Below are 17130 nucleotides of genomic sequence, written 5' to 3' on the forward strand. Positions count from 1 at the left end.
TTTAATTGCGCTTTGTGAGATATTAGCGTTGTTTTAGGCCTTTCTTAAGCTAAGAACATATCTCATCTTCTGCTTGTATTAATCAGTCTACACTCAGGGACGAAAAAACATAAATCTTGATGCGTTTAGACGCTACTCATCAAATGAAAAATGGACACGGAGGGTCTATGTTGTCATTGAATGGTAAACATGGCGTAGTTATTAGCAGGGTACCCGTTATGCAAAACGGGTTAGGCAGCGTTATGGCAAACCATTTCCCAGAATTTGAATTGACTTATTGTCGTTCGCTGCAGGAGTTAACGTTACTTCAGCTTCGCCGGGCTAATGTCATTATTGCTGATATTTCAGGTGAATACAGGAAACCCCGGGGAACGTTAGAAGAATATTACAACTTACTGAACCAATACCGGGATATTCACTGGATTTTTATGGTCTCTCGTCCCCTTTATCCCATTGCAGTGGAACTGCTTATGCGCCCGGAAAGCACGTTGCTTTCTGAAATGGAACCGATTGAAGGCGTGATTAATGCTATTCGTGCAGGTAGCGAGCGGGCAGAGCGGATAAGCCAGACGTTATTGTCTCCTGAACCCGCCGAGGCGGAAACCGAAGACGAACCGTTTGTTGCGCTGACCCACTCTGAACGAAAAGTGTTACGCCTGCTAGGTAAGGGCTGGGGAATTAACCAAATTGCTACCTTGCTCAAGAAGAGCAACAAAACGATCAGTGCGCAGAAAAACAGTGCGATGCGACGGTTGTCGCTGCGCAGCAATGCCGATATGTACGCCTGGATTAACAGTGCACAGGGAATGAGAGAGCTGAGTTTAATGTCAGCCTATGGAGAGTATGAGGAATGGAAAAAACCGATACACCAGGACATATCGCTGTCATCGAAAATTGCACAATGAGTGCCGTTGGGCTGCAGCATCTTTTTGCGATGCCGATGCTCAGCCATTATCGACTGCACCTCTTCAGTCAGTTCGAAAGCTTTAAAAAGGCGCTGACCAATATCTCTTTTTTCTCGGTGATCTATTCGCTCTCGGATGCGCGTGAAGAGCGTCGTAACTGCCTGGCTTCCCTGCGGGATCTCGCTTTCACCCATAGCGATATTCAGCGAATTGTACTTGCGTCTGATGACATGGAAGCGCGCCTGATAAGCCATCTGTCGCCTTCTCGTCTGCATGGCATTGTGAGTAAATCGGTACCGCTGAGCCACCTGCAGGAGGAGCTGGTGGTGCTATTGAGAGAGACGCATCATATCAATGACAATATGCTGAACCACTGGTATGTCAATCAAAACAGATTGTTAAGCCCAACAGAGCGGGCGATATTGCGGTATATGTCTTTCGGGTTTTCCATTCCTGAAATCGCGACACAACTTGAACGCAATATTAAAACCATCCGCGCGCACAAGTTTAATGCGATGGTGAAACTGGGGGTGAATTCTGACGTAGGGCTGCTTGATGCGGCGGATATTCTTACTCATCTTCCGGCAAGAGACATGCGCTGTTCGGTGTCAGGCTCGCCGGCATTTTTATAATCGGTGATTTTTTGATGCGCCAGATACATTCTGGCACATCAATTAAATGCATACATCGACCCACTTTGCGGACGTCAGCTCAGCCATCCGGTCTGGAGAAATGCGTACGGCGCTGTGGATGGCACCTGCGGCGGGCAGCACTTCCGCGTACTGTTTTAACGAAATATCGCAGTAAACAGAAAGTGGGTTTTCCAGCCCGAACGGACAGACTCCCCCGACGGGATGGCCTGTAATCGTCACCACTTCATCACTACTGAGCATGCGCGCTTTTGCACCAAAGGTATCTTTCAGTTTTTTGTTGTCCAGACGCGCATCGCCTTTCGCCACTACCAGAATCACCTCATTTTTTACTTTTAGCGATAATGTCTTGGCGATTTGACCCGGCTCAACGCGATGAGCGGCAGCAGCCAGCGCAACGGTCGCGGTACTTTGACTCAGTTCAATGATTTCTATATCCGGCGCGTTGTCGGCAAAAAACTGCTGTACAGACTGCAAACTCATTGTTTCCTCCTGACAAATATCCTGCGTAATCTGTCATAAGAATTTATCTGCTGTAAATATCTCTTAAGTAACAAATATCCAACATGGCCGATTTCTGGATCGCCTTCACATTCACGGAAACCGGTTACAGTAACCGGTTGCAGAGCGTGAATCAGAGATTAATACTGAGGACGTAACGTCCCCTGTATCCAATAATAAGAGCACATTATGAAACCATTCCGTCTGAGCATTACCGCTGGTACACGAGCCAGCAAGGTTGTGAAGCTGATTTATGGAACAACGTGTGGCGTGAAAACGCCCGTATCGAACGTCTGACAGGAGATCTGCTATGTCTGCCAACCATGCTGCGTTTAATCTGATATTCCGTTTCGTTGAAAATTACGTCAGTCCCATTGCCGGGCGGATCTCTTCCCAGCGTCATGTTATGGCTATCCGCGACGGGTTTATCTCCGCGATGCCCTTCATGATTGTCGGTTCATTTTTGTTAGTGTTTGCTTACCCACCGTTTTCGCCAGACACCACCTGGGGCTTCGCGCGCGCCTGGCTGGACATGGCAAAGCAATTTGAAGGCCAGATTCTCACGCCGTTCGATATGACGATGGGCATTATGTCCATTTATATTTGTGCGGCCATAGCCTATAACCTCGGCAAACACTATGTGAAATCGCATCAGTTAGATCCGTTCATGTGCGCCATGCTGTCGCTGATGGCGTTTCTGTTGGTGGCTGCACCTAAGACCAAAGGCACGCTGCCCGTAGACAGCCTGGGAGGCACGGGGATCTTTACTGCGATTCTGGTAGCAATCTACTGCGTTGAGATGATGCGTTTCCTCAAAGCGCACAATATCGGTATCCGTCTGCCGGACCAGGTTCCTCCGATGATCAAAAACTCCTTTGATCTGCTGATCCCGGTGCTGGTGGTTGTACTGACGCTCTATCCGCTGAGTTTGTTGATTCAGTCTCAGTTTGGCATGCTGATCCCGCAGGCCATTATGTCAATCTTCAAACCGCTGGTTTCCGCTGCGGATTCTCTGCCTGCCATCCTACTGGCGGTGTTGATTGGTCATTTACTGTGGTTCGCAGGGATCCACGGGGCGGCAATTGTCTCCGGGATGCTGCAGATGTTCTGGCTGACCAATCTCGGGGCTAACCAGACCGCCCTTGCGGCAAGCCAGCCTCTTCCCCATATCTTTATGGAAGCGTTCTGGACGTTCTTTATCGTGATTGGGGGCTCGGGCGCGACAATGGGGCTGGTGTTCTGCTACCTGCGCAGCCGTTCAGCGCACCTGCGCTCCATCGGGCGTCTGAGCGTGGTGCCGAGCATCTTTAACATCAACGAACCGGTCATTTTTGGTACGCCGATCGTCATGAACCCGGTGTTCTTTATTCCGTTCCTGCTGGCGCCGATGGTCAACGCCGTGCTGGCCTGGGCGGCAATGAAGTTTGATCTGATTAGCCGCGTTATCTCTGTTGTTCCATGGACAGCACCCGCGCCTGTGGGCGCCGCATGGGCGCTGGGCTGGGATTTCCGCGCGGCCATTCTGGTAGTGGTGCTTGCGTGTGTCTCCGCCATCATCTACTTCCCGTTCTTTAAAGTGTACGAGAAGCAACTGCTGGAGCAGGAAGCGGAAGAAGCGCAGCGTAATGCGGAAGCGGAAAATCAGCAGGTGGCCTAGGTAAAAGCAAAACGGCAACATAAGTTGCCGTTTTTAGTGTTTGTTCCCTCTCCCTGTGGGCTTAGGGTTCCCCAGTAATTTTTTAACCATAAGCGATAACGCTGCTCTAAGAAGGACTGAGAGCATTCAGCGATGCCCTGGTCCGGCTGTAAATCGCTGAGGCGTTTCCTGCAGGCCGGGGCGAGGCGCATGGATGCGCCGAGAGGGCGGCTTTACAGGGACGTTACATCCGCCCGTCCCCGATAAGCCGGAAGGAATAAGCCGAAGGCACCGGCGGAGCGGCGATTTACCGCCGGGAGCCCGGGTCGCCAGGGTGGTGGCGACTGAGCCACCCTGGCACGTTCACAAGTCATGCCGTTACAGAGTAGCAAGGAACATAAAGTGAACGGAATGACCTCCACAGCCGTATGTTTCCCCTCACCCCCGCCCTCTCCCAAAAGGAGAGGGGGCCGTCTGTGCAGGCATTATTTATGGGGATCCCTCAGCCCTGTGGGAGAGGGCCAGGGTGAGGGCATCAGGCCGGTCCTGACTACTTCAGCGTACAATCCCCGCACTGCTGAACGTCCGGCAGGCGATAGCGCTGGCAGCAGGTGCGGCGCACCAGAAGCCCGTCACGTGGCACCACGGTACGGAATAACGGGTTATCGCGGCCATCCGCAAGCTGTTTCGTAAAGAACAAGGACTGACGCAGGGCATCCACCTTCTCATCACCGAGCAGGGGCTTCATTTCCGTCAAATACCAGTGGATTAAATAGCCGGTATTACTCCAGATAAGCTTCCCGTTGATCTCACCTGTCTCTTCCAGAGCATTCACCACCGGCATCAGGGCGCGGGTCACGAGCCGCTCCATCCGCTGCGTGGCAGAAAGATGCATGGCCGTTGGGTCTTCGTGAAGATCGATCCAGAAGCAGGCCGCACGCCCCGTCTCGTGGAACTCAACGTGAAAATACTCCGGGGAGAGATCCAGCATGGTCTCCTGGGTGAGCAATGCCAGCATAAGCGGAGGCGCCATCAGGCCGATATACCATTGCGCCCAGAGAGAGAGCAGGGGCTTATTTTCCCGCGTAAGGGTGGGTTGATTGCGATAGATATGGTCAGAATAGGTTGCCAGCAGCGACTGGCGTTTTGCCGGCTGCTGCCACTGTGCCAGCGTCATCGCGTGGTGCGGATGCGGCTCATCCAGTTTGATAAAGTCCAGCAGATGGGCACGGGTTGCCGCTATCTTTTCGCGTATGGCTTCCGCAAGCGAAGAGTCTCCCGTGGTGAGACGGGCTCGCCAGAGGAGGGGTTCAACAGTCTGTACGGTATGAGTGGCCATAATAGATAGAAATCTAAATGATAATGATTGCCAATCCTAACTATTGCTCATACCGATGGCAAGACTTTTGTCCTGGAGAGAGAGGCTGTGCTTAAACCGCCTGTAGTTCTTCGCTGAGCAGAATGTTATTTCGCCCAAGATGCTTTGCTTCGTAGAGGGCTTTATCTGCTTTTTCCAGCGCGCCTTCTGCGTCTTCATTCTCGAAAATGGCAATACCAATGCTGATGGTGACGTTAGTCGCGACGCGCTCATTGAACATGTGGGGGATTTTTAAGTCGTACACTTTCTGACGAATGCGCTCTGCCGTCTGGCGGGCATGTTCCAGCGAGATGTTCGTCAGCAGTACCATAAACTCTTCTCCGCCAAACCGCGCCACAATATCCCGCGAGCGTACGGCATCACGAATGGCTGCCGAGACACGGATTAACGCCTGGTCACCCATCATATGGCCGTAGTGGTCGTTATAGGCCTTGAAGTGATCGATATCCATTAGCAGGACAAAGTGTTCGCCGTTCTCTACCGCAGGCAGATTCTCCAGTCGGCTTTGCAAGCCGCGACGGTTATACAGGCCGGTAAGTGGATCCATCATGCTGAGATCGGTCAGGGTTTCTCGTTCTTCCAGTAACCGGGAGAGAAGTTCCTGAGCGAAGCGATCGTTACGTCTTTGTAGTACGTGGTGAACGCCGATAGCCACGACCGGAAGAATGAAAGAGTAGATCATTCTCAACCAGTGTTCAGAGGGGCTTAACCACAGGCAGACAATAAATGCGGGTAATGAGTGGAGCGTAAACGCTTTGATATTAATGGCGAATGCCAGCGAACCGATAAAAAGCACCGTTAATAGCGCCATGATCAAATATGTCGCCCGATCCTGCGTAATTAACGAAAATTTTGAGGCGATTTGCCAGGCCCATAAAATACCGAATATCGCTGAAACCACAGGAATATTTATCTTGCGGGTACTCTTTTGCCAGTGCCAGAGCAGCAATCCGGTGCTGAGCGTAAAAATAGCCAGCAGGGGGAAAGATAACAGCTGAACAGAATAGAGCGGATTTGTTACCGAGAACACCGCTGAGGTTGCGTTCAAAAAAAAAATAAACGTAACGATAATTGATATTTGCTGTTGACCAAAGACCGCCAGGATTGTGATGTCATAGTAGTGCGTTTTTATTAAAAATTAATTAAAACAGATAAATGGATGTTGTTTCGCAATAATGGAAGCAAAAAAAATCAACGAGTAATTATCAGAGAAACTTTATGAGTAGTTAACAGGTGGGCAATTTATCACCTTAAACAATGCCTGTCATTACGGGAAAGGTAAACGGCCACGGTTTTTAATTATCGGTGCTGACAAATGATAATGCTTGCCATATGATATTGGTTATCATTATCGATTCGAAAGGGCAAACCATGTTGAACCGGGTGTTAGGAAGTGGTTGGGGGGTATTACTGCCGGGAGCCATCCTCGGCGGTCTGATGTTTGCCGATCTCTCCATTGAACTCTGGAAAGCCATCATCGTGTCAGGGTTGCTGATGTCCTCAGCCATGATCTGGCATAAGCAATTACGGCACTTTGTTTTGTTGCCATCATGCGTCGCGCTGGTCAGTGGAATTCTGGTGATACTGATGAGTTTGAAATAACAGGGAATAATATGAAGGACTTCAGAGGGGATGCAAGATAATTGGTGCGAGGGGGGGGACTTGAACCCCCACGTCCGTAAGGACACTAACACCTGAAGCTAGCGCGTCTACCAATTCCGCCACCTTCGCACAGTTATCTTACTTTTTGATATCGCCTCGTTGGTGCGAGGGGGGGGACTTGAACCCCCACGTCCGTAAGAACACTAACACCTGAAGCTAGCGCGTCTACCAATTCCGCCACCTTCGCCCAGTGCGAGCAATATCAACGTGATTTATGGTGCGAGGGGGGGGACTTGAACCCCCACGTCCGTAAGGACACTAACACCTGAAGCTAGCGCGTCTACCAATTCCGCCACCTTCGCATACCATCGATACTGTAAAAGTATCGTAACCACGGAGGCGCATTCTAGATGTTTTGAGCTTTACGTCAATAGAAAAATGCGCGCGTTGTTTTGATTGCTGCAAAAATGGCCGGAGGGGGATGGCACTTCTCCGGCAAACAATACCCGTGGATTACTTTTTAGCCTGACGCGTCATCACGGTACGGTAGACCTTAAAACGGCCCGTTTGCGCGATAACTTCATGGAAGCCGAAGGTTTCATCCAGCACTTTCGGGTACGGCAGAAACGCGTTGGCGACGATCCTCAGTTCACCCCCGCTGTTCAGGTGACGTACAGCGCCACGGATCAGCGTTTGCGCTGCTTCAAGGCTGGTTTCGATGCCATCGTGGAACGGCGGATTTGAAATAATCATGTCGAACCGACCGGTAACGTCAGAGAAGACGTTGCTGGCGAAGACATCCCCTTCGAAGCCGTTTGCGGCAAGCGTCGCACGGCTGGCTTCAACTGCTGGCGCGCTGACGTCACAGAGCGTCAGGCGGACTTTTGGTGAGTGGCTTGCCAGCACCGTGGCCAGTACCCCTGCACCGCAGCCTACGTCCAGCACTTTGCCTTTGGTGTGCGGCGTCAGCGTGGAGAGCAGCAGCTTACTGCCCACGTCCAGCCCGTCACGGCTGAAAACGCCCGGCAGGGTTTTAATGGTCAGGCCATCAAGCTGATACGCATCCCAGTATGTCCCGGCATCAAAGGAAGGCTGGTTTTCCAGACGACCATGATACAGGCCGCAGCGACGGGCGCTGTCGACTTTATTGAGCGGGGCGTACGCTTCCAGCATCTGCTCTGCGCTTCGCACGCCGCTGCGGTTCTCACCGACCACGAAAATATCGCACCCGACCGGCAGCAGAGAGAGCAGATTCATCAGCTGGAACTGCGCTTCCGGTTTGTTCTTCGGCCAGTAGTAGATCAGCGTGTCGCAGTCAGCAACATCACTCTGTTCCGCCACCAGGCTAAAGCGTGCGCGCTCGCCCATCTGGCGGCTCAGCACCTGCCAGTGGTGGTAGTATTGGGTATGGGCACGGCTTTCAGCACAGTCGAAACGCGCGGGCAGGTCATCCTGCATATCTCCGGCAAACAGAATACGGCTTTCTTCGAAATCATCACTGTGACGCAGCAAGACTTCACTTGCCGGGGTAAATGCAGACATGAATTGTTCCTCAATAAACTCAGGCGGGGATTATAGTAGGTAGATGGCGCACTTTCGACACATTTGCTATATTTGCGCGCCTGAGAGACAGGAGTTTTCGCTATGACATCCCGACGTGACTGGCAGTTGCAGCAGCTGGGTATCACCCAGTGGGCCTTGCGTCGCCCGACGGCGTTGCAGGGTGAAATCGCCATCGCCATCCCTGCGCATGTGCGTCTGGTGATGGTGGCGGAAGAACTGCCTGCCCTGAATGATGCCCTGATTGGTGATGTCCTTCGCAGCCTGAAGCTGACGGCCGACCAGGTTTTACAGCTGACGCCGGACAGGGTCGCCATGCTTCCTCCTGACAGCCATTGCAACTGCTGGCGAATGGGCGAGACAAACGACATATCCCTTTCCGGGAGCCAGATCAGCTCCCCCGTGCTGGAAGAGCTGAAAGCCAACCCAAAAGCGCGAAGCGCGCTATGGCAACAAATCTGCGAATATGAACACGATTTCTTCCCTCACGACGCCTGATCTGCCTGCGGCGTATGCGATTGAAACACGCGCCCATGCGTTTCCGTGGAGCGAAAAGACACTCGCCAGCAATCAGGGCGAACGGTATCTGAATTACCGCCTGGACGTTGACGGCACCCTGGCCGCATTTGCGATAACCCAGGTCGTTCTGGATGAGGCCACGCTGTTTAATATCGCGGTGGATCCCGCGTTTCAGCGCCGTGGGCTGGGAAGAGAACTGCTTACGCATCTCATTCGTGAGCTCGAAACCCGTGACGTTTTCACCCTGTGGCTGGAGGTGCGCGCGTCAAATGTCGCCGCCATCGCGCTCTATGAAAGCTTAGGCTTTAACGAGGCGACAATTCGCCGTAACTACTACCCGACCGCAGAGGGACGTGAAGACGCCATTATTATGGCTCTGCCGATTGGATAACGAAAAATAAGGTTGTAACGATGAAATGGGACTGGATTTTCTTTGACGCCGACGAAACGCTCTTTACGTTCGATTCGTTCGGTGGTCTACAGCGGATGTTTTTGGACTATAGCGTGACCTTCACCGCTGAAGATTTTCAGGACTATCAGGCGGTGAATAAACCGCTGTGGGTGGATTACCAGAACGGTGCCATCACCGCGTTACAACTGCAGCACCAGCGTTTCGATGTCTGGGCCGAACGGTTAAATGTAAGTCCAGGCGCGTTAAACGAGGCATTCCTCAATGCGATGGCCGATATCTGCGCCCCGCTGCCGGGGGCGGTTTCCCTGCTTGATTCGCTGAAAGGCAAGGTCAAACTGGGGATCATCACCAACGGTTTTACCGCGCTGCAGCAGATTCGCCTTGAGCGCACGGGCCTGCGCGATCATTTCGACGCGCTGGTGATCTCAGAAGAGGTGGGCGTGCCGAAGCCGGATCCGCGTATTTTTGATTATGCACTGGCGCAAGCCGGCAACCCCGATCGCGACCGTGTGCTGATGGTGGGTGATACCGCGGAGTCGGATATTCTGGGCGGCATCAATTCTGGTCTGTCGACCGTCTGGTTGAATGCGCATGGCCGCATGAAGCCAGAAGGTATTGAGCCAACCTGGACCGTAACGTCGTTGAACGAACTGGAGCAGCTCCTGTGTAAACAATGATTGCCTGCCCCCCATTGATGGGTAAAATAGCCGCATTTTTCGTATTCCATGATGCGCGGCCTGCTGTCGCGCTTATATAAGAAGATTTGATTATGACGTTGTCTCCTTATCTGCAAGAGGTGGCCAAACGCCGCACTTTTGCCATTATCTCGCACCCGGATGCCGGTAAAACCACCATCACCGAGAAGGTGCTGCTTTTCGGACAGGCCATCCAGACCGCCGGTACCGTAAAGGGCCGTGGCTCCAGCCAGCACGCAAAATCTGACTGGATGGAGATGGAAAAACAGCGTGGTATTTCGATTACCACCTCCGTGATGCAGTTCCCGTATCACGACTGCCTGGTGAACCTGCTGGACACCCCAGGCCACGAAGACTTCTCCGAAGATACCTACCGTACGCTGACGGCGGTGGACTGCTGCCTGATGGTGATCGACGCCGCAAAAGGTGTAGAAGACCGTACCCGTAAGCTGATGGAAGTGACCCGTCTGCGCGATACGCCAATCCTCACCTTTATGAACAAACTCGACCGTGACATCCGTGATCCGATGGAGCTGATGGATGAAGTGGAAAACGAGCTGAAGATTGCCTGTGCGCCCATCACCTGGCCAATTGGCTGCGGTAAGCTGTTTAAAGGTGTTTACCACCTTTATAAAGACGAAACCTATCTGTATCAGACAGGTAAAGGCCACACCATTCAGGAAGTGCGCATCGTGAAAGGTCTGGATAACCCGGATCTGGACGCCGCGGTGGGTGACGAGCTGGCTGCACAGCTGCGTGACGAGCTGGAGCTGGTGAAAGGCGCATCTCATGAGTTCGATAAAGAGCTGTTCCTGAGCGGCGAAATTACCCCGGTCTTCTTTGGTACCGCTCTGGGTAACTTCGGCGTCGACCATATGCTCGACGGTCTGGTGGAGTGGGCGCCGCAGCCGATGCCACGTAAAACCGACACCCGTGAAGTGGAAGCGAGAGAAGAGAAGTTCACCGGCTTCGTCTTTAAAATTCAGGCCAATATGGACCCGAAACACCGTGACCGCGTGGCCTTTATGCGCGTGGTGTCCGGCAAGTATGAAAAGGGTATGAAGCTGCGTCAGGTGCGTATCGGTAAAGATGTGGTGATCTCCGACGCGCTGACCTTCATGGCGGGCGACCGTTCGCACGTGGAAGAAGCGTATCCGGGTGACATCATCGGTCTGCATAACCATGGCACCATCCAGATCGGTGATACCTTCACGCAGGGCGAAATGATGAAGTTCACCGGGATTCCGAACTTCGCGCCAGAGCTGTTCCGCCGCATTCGCCTGAAAGATCCGCTGAAGCAGAAACAGTTGCTGAAAGGGCTGGTGCAGCTTTCCGAAGAGGGTGCTGTGCAGGTCTTCCGTCCAATCGCGAATAACGATCTGATCGTGGGTGCGGTGGGTGTGCTGCAGTTCGACGTGGTGGTTGCGCGTCTGAAGAGCGAATACAACGTGGAAGCGATTTACGAATCGGTCAACGTGGCGACCGCGCGCTGGGTTGAATGTGCTGACGTGAAGAAATTCGAGGAGTTCAAGCGTAAGAACGAAGTTCAGCTGGCGCTGGATGGCGGTGATAATCTGACCTATATCGCCCCAACCATGGTTAACCTGAATCTGACGCAGGAACGTTATCCTGACGTACAGTTCCGCAAAACGCGCGAACACTAATCCCCTCTCAGAGCACGGCAGCCGCCGTGCTCTTCTTTATTTCCTGTCTTATTAGTCCCTTGCGGAATGTTCTTAATTCATCGCATTTTAGCGCTTTTTGCTCGTTTTTTGCCCGAAACTGAAAGCACCTCTGTGAGAGTGATCTATATTTAACTCAGTGTTTAGCTCCGGGTGTGGATGAATAAACTGTTCAATGCATGACTTTAGGTTCTCCATTTTGCCCGTGTGTCTATTCGCAATATATAAAACTACTAAGGAAGTATGTAGCCCGAATAACGGGCAAAACACAGGAATACATCGATGAATATGACAAGACTGAAGATTTCTAAAACTCTGCTGGCGGTGACATTGGGTAGCGTTCTGGTAAGCGGCTCCGCTCTGGCGGAATCCAGCACCATGGATAAAGCGCAAAACACCGCTAATACCGCAGGGGAAAAAATCGATAGCTCTATGAATAAAGTCGGTAATTTCATGGATGACAGCTCAATCACAGCAAAAGTGAAAGCCGCGCTGGTAGATGATGAAGCTATCAAGAGCACCGATATTTCCGTAAAAACCGAGCAAAAAGTCGTCACCCTGAGCGGCTTTGTTGAAAGCCAGGCCCAGGCCGAACAGGCCGTAAAAGTGGCGAAGGGTGTTGAAGGCGTTGCGTCTGTAAGTGACAAACTGCACGTCCGTGACAGCAAAAACGCGTCGGTGAAAGGCTATGCAGGCGATGCCGCTACGACCAGCGAAATCAAAGCTAAACTGTTAGCTGACGACATCGTGCCATCGCGTAAAGTCAAAGTGGAAACCACCGACGGTGTGGTTCAGCTTTCCGGTACGGTAGATTCTCAGGCGCAAATTGACCGCGCCGAATCCATTGCGAAAGCGATTGATGGTGTGAAAAGCGTTAAAAACGATCTGAAAACGAAGTAAACCTGCACGATTCGCCCGACAGGCCAGCCCTGCGGGCGAAATAAAAATGACTCTGGAAAAACGCCGGTGAGTGACCTGAGCGCTCATATTTAGCGGCCGACATTAACTATGGTAAAGGAGAGGCTTATGTTTCGTTGGGGCATTATATTTCTGGTTATCGCGTTAATTGCCGCCGCTTTGGGCTTTGGCGGACTGGCGGGTACAGCGGCCTGGGCAGCTAAAATTGTCTTCGTTGTCGGTATCATCCTGTTCCTGGTGAGCCTGTTTACGGGACGCAGACGTCCGTAGCAAACGCAATATTCCTTAAACAAAAAAAAGCCAGTCGTGATGACTGGCTTTTTCTTATTTGCGTTGTTGGTCGGGTGCGTTACTGTGGAGAGAGAAAATAATCAAAACAGGAAAGCAGAGGTGGGGCAACGAATTCCCGTTACGCTCGGCAATATTGCGCCGCTGACGTTAAAACCGTTTCGTGCTGGTCAACTTGCGCTGGTTTGCGAGGGGGGTGGGCAGCGCGGCATTTTTACCGCCGGCGTGCTGGATGAATTTATGCGCGCGCAATTCAACCCGTTTGACCTTTACTTCGGCACGTCTGCCGGGGCGCAGAACCTGTCTGCCTATGTCTGTAACCAGCCTGGCTACGCGCGAAAAGTCATTATGCGCTACACCACGGCGAAAGAATTTTTTAACCCGGTGCGCTTCGTGCGGGGCGGCAACCTGATCGATCTCGACTGGCTGCTGGAATCCACCTCCAGCCAGATGCCGCTGGCGATGGATACCGCCGCACGCCTGTTTGATAGCGGCAAAGCGTTCTGGATGTGCGCCAGCCGGGGCGATGATTATTCCCCGGGCTATTTCTCTCCGCAAAAAGAGAACTGGCTGGATATCATCCGTGCCTCCAGCGCCATTCCCGGCTTTTATCGGACCGGCGCGCTGCTGGACGGCATCAGCTATCTCGACGGCGGCATCAGTGACGCGGTGCCGGTGCAGGAAGCGGCCCGGCGGGGGGCGAAAACCATTGTGGTGATCCGCACTGTGCCGTCGCAAATGTACTACACGCCGCAGTGGTTTAAACGGATGGAGCGCTGGCTGGGCGACAGCAGTCTGCAGCCGCTGGTGAATATCGCGAAGCAGCATGAAACCACCTACGGCGCGATGCAACGCTTTATTGAAAAACCGCCGGGTAAGCTGCGTATTTTTGAAATTTATCCGCCGAAACCGCTGGTCAGTATGGCGCTCGGCAGCCGTGTTCCCGCGCTGCGTGCAGATTATAAAACGGGGCGACTGTGCGGACGCTACTTCCTGGCGACGGTTGGAAAAATGCTGGCAGAGCAACCGCCGCTGCACCGGCACAAACACATTATTACGCCGCCTGCGATTGTGGCTAACGATCCGCTGACCGTGCCACTGGTGGATGTCCCGCAGGCGAATGACGCTTTACTGGATAACGAGGATCTGGCGTGACGCACCGTTTTGTTGATACCCACTGCCACTTTGATTTTCCGCCGTTTACGGGGGACGAGACGCAGAGCATTGAGCGCGCCGCTCAGGCGGGTATCCACGCGATGATTGTGCCTGCAATCGAAGTGGACAGATTCGAGCGCGTGCTTGATCTCGCCCGCCGCCATGATGCGCTGTATGCCGCGCTGGGTCTGCATCCTATAGTGATAGAACACCATCTGGACGAACATCTCGACGTACTGGATGCGGCGCTGCAAACCCGCGAAAACAAACTGGTCGCGATGGGTGAGATCGGCCTCGATCTCTATCGCGATAATCCGCAGTTTGAACGCCAGCAGAGGATCTTTGATGCCCAGCTCAGGCTGGCAAAGCGTCACGATCTGCCGGTGATCCTCCACTCACGACGTACGCACGACAAACTGGCGATGCACCTGAAACGCATCGATCTGCCGCGAAAAGGGGTAGTGCACGGTTTCTCCGGTAGCCTGCAGCAGGCGCAGCGTTTTATTGAACTGGGCTATAAGATTGGCGTGGGCGGTACCATTACCTATCCCCGGGCCAGCAAAACGCGCGACGTAATGGCACAGTTACCGCTGTCTGCTCTGTTACTGGAAACGGATGCTCCTGATATGCCATTAAACGGTTTTCAGGGACAGCCGAACCGCCCGGAACAGGCGGCACGCGTGTTTACCACGCTGTGTGAACTGCGTGAGGAGCCGGAAACGGAGATTGCAGATGCGCTGCTGGAAAATACCCGCGCGCTGTTTGGCATCACGCTATAGGTAAAGTGCCGGGCGGATCACCGTGATGTGCTGTTTTTCGAGCGCCAGCGCCAGCGGCTCGATGTCCTCCGGTGTAGCGCTGCGCCATGACGCCGCCTCGCCGTAAACCCCGTGCGCGTGAAACGCGTTAATGCGCACCGGCACATTCCCCAGCCCGAGGATAAATGTCGTCAGGGGCTTAAGATGCTCCAGATAATCGCACTGCTCAGGGATCACCAGTAAACGCAGTTCCGCCAGCCGCTGATGCTGCGCCAGCCAGCGAATGCTCTGCTTAATCTGCGGGTTTTCGCGTCCGGTCAGCACGCGGTGATGTTCGTTTCCCCACGCCTTGAGATCCACCATCGCGCCATCCAGTACCGGCAGCAGTCTTTGCCAGCCGGTTTCCCCCAGCAGACCGTTACTGTCCACCAGACATGTAAGGTGGCGCAGGGCGGGATCCGTTTTGATCGCCGTGAACAGGGCGATCAAAAACGGCAACTGGGTAGTGGCTTCGCCGCCGCTCACGGTAACCCCTTCAATAAAAGGGGCGGCTTTACGGACCTGCGCGAGGATCTCTTCCACGCTCAGGCGCTGCGCCATTGGCGTTGCCTGCTGCTGGCACAGATGCAGGCAGGTATCGCACTGCTGGCACTGACTCTCCTGCCACCAGACGCGCCCGGCCTGAATGTTCAGTGCATCGTGCGGACAGTGGGGCACGCAGTCGCCGCAGTCGTTGCAGCGCCCGATGGTCCACGGGTTGTGGCAGGTTTTACAGCGCAGGTTACAGCCCTGCAGGAAGAGGGCCAGGCGGCTGCCCGGCCCGTCCACGCAGGAGAAGGGGATAACCTGACTAACTAAAGCGCATCTGCTGTTCATGGCTGACCACGCGCGGCTGACGTTCCAGAATGCGGGTATTGCGTGCGGCTTCTTCGCCAAGCCAGGTGGTATTGGTGCGCGATCCGGCTTCGCGATACTGTGCCAGATCCGACAGCCGCACCATATAGCCGGTCACGCGCACCAGATCGTTACCGGCTACGTTGGCGGTAAATTCCCGCATACCGGCCTTAAACGCCCCCAGGCACAGCTGCACGACCGCCTGCGGATTGCGTTTTACCGTCTCATCCAGCGTTAGAATGTCGCTGATCCCGGCGGAGTAGTGCGGGTGATGCGGCGCCACGGCCAGCAGATGAGTGATGGGATCCGGCTCGTCGCCGTACGGCAGACGCGCGCCCGGAGTGGTACCGACATCTGAACTTATTCCCGACTGTGCATGGAGCATCGCGCGCTGTTTCCAGCCGTATTTCACCGGCGTGTTTTCCACAAACGCCGCCAGCTGCTCGCTGATGCGATAGCCCAGCGCGTTGGCCTGCTCGCTCTTACCGTAACGGCCGTCGATACCCGCTTTTTCGCAAAGCGTATTCACCGCCTCTGCCATCCCGTACATGCCAAACATCGGTACAAAGCGATCGGCATCAATCAGCCCCTCTTTCACCAGGAAGCTATTCTCAAAGAAGCCGGATTGTTGATAGAGAAACGCGCAGCGGGCATCAATGATGGCCATTTGTTGCTGGCAGTAGTGCGGCAACATACGCGTGAAGAAATCGTCGGGTGACGCGCTGTGTTCAGCAATCGCCCGCAGATTGAGGCGGACCAGCGTACTGCCGCCGCCCGCCAGCGGCAGCGAGTTGTAACAGCTCACGATGCCATAGCGGCCTTTTGTGAAAATTTTATCATTCACCGGGCCATGGGAAATATGCGGTTTGCTGCATTCACAGATATTTTTTGCCACCTCAAGCAGGAGATCGTCCGGCGTCACGTCCGGGTCATAAATAAACGTCAGATTTGGTGCAGCCTGCTTCAATTCTGCATCGGCACGCAAAATGGCGCGGGTGATGGGGGTATCTGCCGGACCAATGTTGACGTGCGTAAAGGCGTCCGGCAACGTTCTGTCGAGATAGCGCCAGAAACGTTTTATTCGGCTATCGATCGCTTCTTGTGTTAGGATTCTAACATAGGGTTGCAGTAAGGCATCAAGGTGACCGAGATAGACCGGCATTGATGTTACTGACGGCACATGATGGTAGAGAATGGTTAACAGCGAGAGCGCGTCATCCAGATCTTTCGCCCCCTCCAGCTCCAGCCATTCTGAACCTTTAGCCAGAAACGTTGCGTAATCCGGCAGAACATAACGGGGTTTATAGGGCGCGTGCCCTTCAAACATGTCGCAGATAAATCCCTTGTCCAGCGCGGCACGAGCCGCCTCAGGAAGTGCCGGATAAGGCAGATTGTTTTCCGCTTCCAGCGCCAGAAAATGACGCTTCTGTTCCGGGGTTAACACCGGGCTTGTCACAATGTGCTGGCAACGTTGTTGCAGGGCGTCGGGGCTGGCGTGGGGCATGTTCGCTTCCTTGATTGTTCTGCGGATGATGAACGGATTGTAGGAAGCCATCCCGTCAGGGCTTTTGATCTGA

Annotated in this window: 17 protein-coding genes, 3 tRNA genes and 1 pseudogene; 12 read left to right on the forward strand and 9 right to left on the reverse strand. The window is 53.6% G+C overall.

All coding sequences use genetic code 11. From position 1 onward, the window contains the following. The first annotated feature begins 167 nt into the window (after positions 1–167). Both ECL_RS03725 and bglJ read left to right on the forward strand, forming a co-directional pair. Entirely contained in the window at positions 168–905 is a 738-nt protein-coding gene (locus ECL_RS03725; protein ID WP_020688833.1) for a helix-turn-helix transcriptional regulator, read from the forward strand. After that, complete coding sequence (gene bglJ, locus ECL_RS03730) at positions 902–1537, forward strand: DNA-binding transcriptional activator BglJ (protein WP_013095473.1); 636 nt, start codon at positions 902–904, stop codon at positions 1535–1537. The genes ECL_RS03725 and bglJ overlap by 4 nt, the downstream gene beginning before the upstream one ends. 42 nt (positions 1538–1579) lie before the next feature. Here bglJ and ECL_RS03735 read toward each other — a convergent pair whose 3' ends face one another. Further along, entirely contained in the window at positions 1580–2038 is a 459-nt protein-coding gene (locus ECL_RS03735) for a YbaK/EbsC family protein (protein WP_013095474.1), read from the reverse strand. A gap of 328 nt (positions 2039–2366) precedes the next feature. Here ECL_RS03735 and ECL_RS03740 point away from each other — a divergent pair, with 328 nt between their 5' ends. Beyond that, positions 2367–3713, forward strand: coding sequence for a PTS cellobiose transporter subunit IIC (locus tag ECL_RS03740; protein ID WP_013095475.1), 1347 nt, complete (start codon positions 2367–2369; stop codon positions 3711–3713). A gap of 529 nt (positions 3714–4242) precedes the next feature. Here the strand turns inward: ECL_RS03740 and fhuF are convergent. Both fhuF and ECL_RS03750 read right to left on the reverse strand, forming a co-directional pair. Then, the gene (gene fhuF / locus ECL_RS03745; RefSeq protein WP_013095476.1) at positions 4243–5031 is read right to left on the reverse strand and encodes a siderophore-iron reductase FhuF; all 789 of its coding nucleotides are present in this window, start codon (positions 5029–5031) and stop codon (positions 4243–4245) included. A gap of 91 nt (positions 5032–5122) precedes the next feature. Next, positions 5123–6186, reverse strand: a pseudogene (locus tag ECL_RS03750) (GGDEF domain-containing protein). Between the two features lie 216 nt (positions 6187–6402). Between ECL_RS03750 and ECL_RS03755 the strand changes: the two are divergent. Next, a complete protein-coding gene (locus ECL_RS03755; RefSeq protein ID WP_013095478.1) occupies positions 6403–6672 on the forward strand; it encodes a DUF1435 domain-containing protein in 270 nt (89 codons plus the stop codon). Positions 6673–6714: 42 nt separating this feature from the next. On the opposite strand, the gene ECL_RS03760 is transcribed toward ECL_RS03755, so the two are convergent. The 4 genes from ECL_RS03760 to rsmC form a co-directional block, all read right to left on the reverse strand. Further along, positions 6715–6801: transfer RNA gene (locus ECL_RS03760), tRNA-Leu, on the reverse strand. Positions 6802–6832: 31 nt separating this feature from the next. Further along, positions 6833–6919 (reverse strand) — tRNA-Leu (locus ECL_RS03765). A gap of 28 nt (positions 6920–6947) precedes the next feature. After that, positions 6948–7034 (reverse strand) — tRNA-Leu (locus tag ECL_RS03770). A 151-nt stretch (positions 7035–7185) separates the two neighbouring features. Next, positions 7186–8214 (reverse strand): 16S rRNA (guanine(1207)-N(2))-methyltransferase RsmC, encoded by a 1029-nt coding sequence (gene rsmC / locus ECL_RS03775; protein ID WP_013095479.1) that lies wholly within the window; start codon positions 8212–8214, stop codon positions 7186–7188. Between the two features lie 102 nt (positions 8215–8316). On the opposite strand from rsmC, the gene ECL_RS03780 reads away from it, so the two are divergent. From ECL_RS03780 to ECL_RS03815, 8 genes are all read left to right on the forward strand, one after another. Further along, positions 8317–8730, forward strand: a complete 414-nt coding sequence (locus tag ECL_RS03780) for a DNA polymerase III subunit psi (RefSeq protein ID WP_013095480.1) — start codon at positions 8317–8319, stop codon at positions 8728–8730. Continuing rightward, positions 8699–9142: a ribosomal protein S18-alanine N-acetyltransferase gene (rimI, locus tag ECL_RS03785; RefSeq protein WP_013095481.1), complete on the forward strand. Its 444-nt coding sequence runs from the start codon at positions 8699–8701 to the stop codon at positions 9140–9142. The genes ECL_RS03780 and rimI overlap by 32 nt, the downstream gene beginning before the upstream one ends. A gap of 20 nt (positions 9143–9162) precedes the next feature. Further along, positions 9163–9840, forward strand: coding sequence for a pyrimidine 5'-nucleotidase (gene yjjG, locus ECL_RS03790; protein WP_013095482.1), 678 nt, complete (start codon positions 9163–9165; stop codon positions 9838–9840). 92 nt (positions 9841–9932) lie between these two features. Further along, positions 9933–11522 (forward strand): peptide chain release factor 3, encoded by a 1590-nt coding sequence (prfC, locus tag ECL_RS03795; protein ID WP_013095483.1) that lies wholly within the window; start codon positions 9933–9935, stop codon positions 11520–11522. A 300-nt stretch (positions 11523–11822) separates the two neighbouring features. Continuing rightward, a complete protein-coding gene (gene osmY, locus ECL_RS03800; RefSeq protein WP_013095484.1) occupies positions 11823–12440 on the forward strand; it encodes a molecular chaperone OsmY in 618 nt (205 codons plus the stop codon). A gap of 126 nt (positions 12441–12566) precedes the next feature. Beyond that, positions 12567–12728 (forward strand): DUF1328 domain-containing protein, encoded by a 162-nt coding sequence (locus ECL_RS03805; protein WP_003856556.1) that lies wholly within the window; start codon positions 12567–12569, stop codon positions 12726–12728. Positions 12729–12848: 120 nt separating this feature from the next. Beyond that, a complete protein-coding gene (locus tag ECL_RS03810) occupies positions 12849–13901 on the forward strand; it encodes a patatin-like phospholipase family protein (protein ID WP_013095485.1) in 1053 nt (350 codons plus the stop codon). Beyond that, the gene (locus ECL_RS03815) at positions 13898–14680 is read left to right on the forward strand and encodes a metal-dependent hydrolase (RefSeq protein ID WP_013095486.1); all 783 of its coding nucleotides are present in this window, start codon (positions 13898–13900) and stop codon (positions 14678–14680) included. The genes ECL_RS03810 and ECL_RS03815 overlap by 4 nt, the downstream gene beginning before the upstream one ends. Here ECL_RS03815 and ECL_RS03820 read toward each other — a convergent pair. Beyond that, positions 14675–15535: a YjjW family glycine radical enzyme activase gene (locus ECL_RS03820; protein WP_038418645.1), complete on the reverse strand. Its 861-nt coding sequence runs from the start codon at positions 15533–15535 to the stop codon at positions 14675–14677. The genes ECL_RS03815 and ECL_RS03820 overlap by 6 nt on opposite strands. Continuing rightward, positions 15510–17057, reverse strand: coding sequence for a YjjI family glycine radical enzyme (locus ECL_RS03825; protein WP_013095488.1), 1548 nt, complete (start codon positions 17055–17057; stop codon positions 15510–15512). Before ECL_RS03825 ends, ECL_RS03820 begins: the two co-directional genes overlap by 26 nt. Between the last annotated feature and the right edge of the window lie 73 nt (positions 17058–17130).

The organism is Enterobacter cloacae subsp. cloacae ATCC 13047, from assembly GCF_000025565.1.
In the GTDB taxonomy this organism is placed as follows: domain Bacteria; phylum Pseudomonadota; class Gammaproteobacteria; order Enterobacterales; family Enterobacteriaceae; genus Enterobacter; species Enterobacter cloacae.